A 338-nucleotide genomic window follows, 5' to 3' on the forward strand; every position below is an offset into this window, starting at 1 on the left:
CGTATGTGGCGCGACGATGGAAATGTTTCTGAGCGCGCAGAGTTCGATCGTGACGTCTTCGATCAGGGCGTTGGCAAGCGCAAGTCCGGCATCGGCATGTTTCGACGTCGGGGGAAGCAGCACCAGGCGAGGCAAGATCAGCGGCATCGGCGATATGCGTTCGATGTCGGCAGGTGTCTCACCGGCCTCTGACCGCTTCACCTGTACCCGGGCATGGTCGTCGCCGTTCGGCAAGCTCTCATTGAGGGACGAACCGCCAGATAGCCGGTGCAGTAAGGCTCTGACCTGCTCGTCATTCGGATCCCGTTCGAGGATCTGCAGGGCGGCGCTGGAAATGG

General features: G+C 61.2%; 1 pseudogene. It reads right to left on the reverse strand.

Annotated features, from left to right (window positions below):
- Positions 1-338 (reverse strand): annotated as a pseudogene (locus AF337_RS07340) (peptide antibiotic resistance protein); the annotation flags it as partial.

This window comes from Rhizobium ecuadorense (assembly GCF_001187535.1).
GTDB lineage: Bacteria > Pseudomonadota > Alphaproteobacteria > Rhizobiales > Rhizobiaceae > Rhizobium > Rhizobium ecuadorense.